The organism is Leyella stercorea (genome assembly GCF_021531355.1).
In the GTDB taxonomy this organism is placed as follows: domain Bacteria; phylum Bacteroidota; class Bacteroidia; order Bacteroidales; family Bacteroidaceae; genus Prevotella.
This window is the reverse complement of the sequence record NZ_JADYTS010000232.1, coordinates 1-296: the sequence shown is the minus strand read 5'-3', so window position 1 is coordinate 296 and position 296 is coordinate 1. Positions and strand designations below refer to the sequence as shown.

General features: G+C 42.9%; 1 rRNA gene. It reads left to right on the top strand.

The window, feature by feature from the left end:
* Positions 1–207: 207 nt before the first annotated feature.
* Positions 208–296, top strand: a 5S ribosomal RNA gene (rrf, locus tag I6E38_RS15610); the annotation flags it as partial.

Here is a 296-nt window from a genome sequence, read left to right as displayed (position 1 = left end):
GTAGATAGGCTGCAGGTGTAAAGACAGCGATGTCAAAGCCGAGCAGTACTAATTGCCCGAGACTTTCTTCTTAGTAGTCGTGCTTTCAGTTGTTGCACATTTAACAACAGTTTTTGCTAATCAATTTGTCTAACTAATACGCAGCGGACAATTCAAAACTCAAAATTCAAAATTCAAAATTGAGTTTTTCCGCGAAGCGAAAAAACTTTAGGCGGTTATTGCAGCGGTGTCCCACCTCTTCCCATTCCGAACAGAGAAGTTAAGCCCGCTTGCGCCGATGGTACTGCAATGCAATG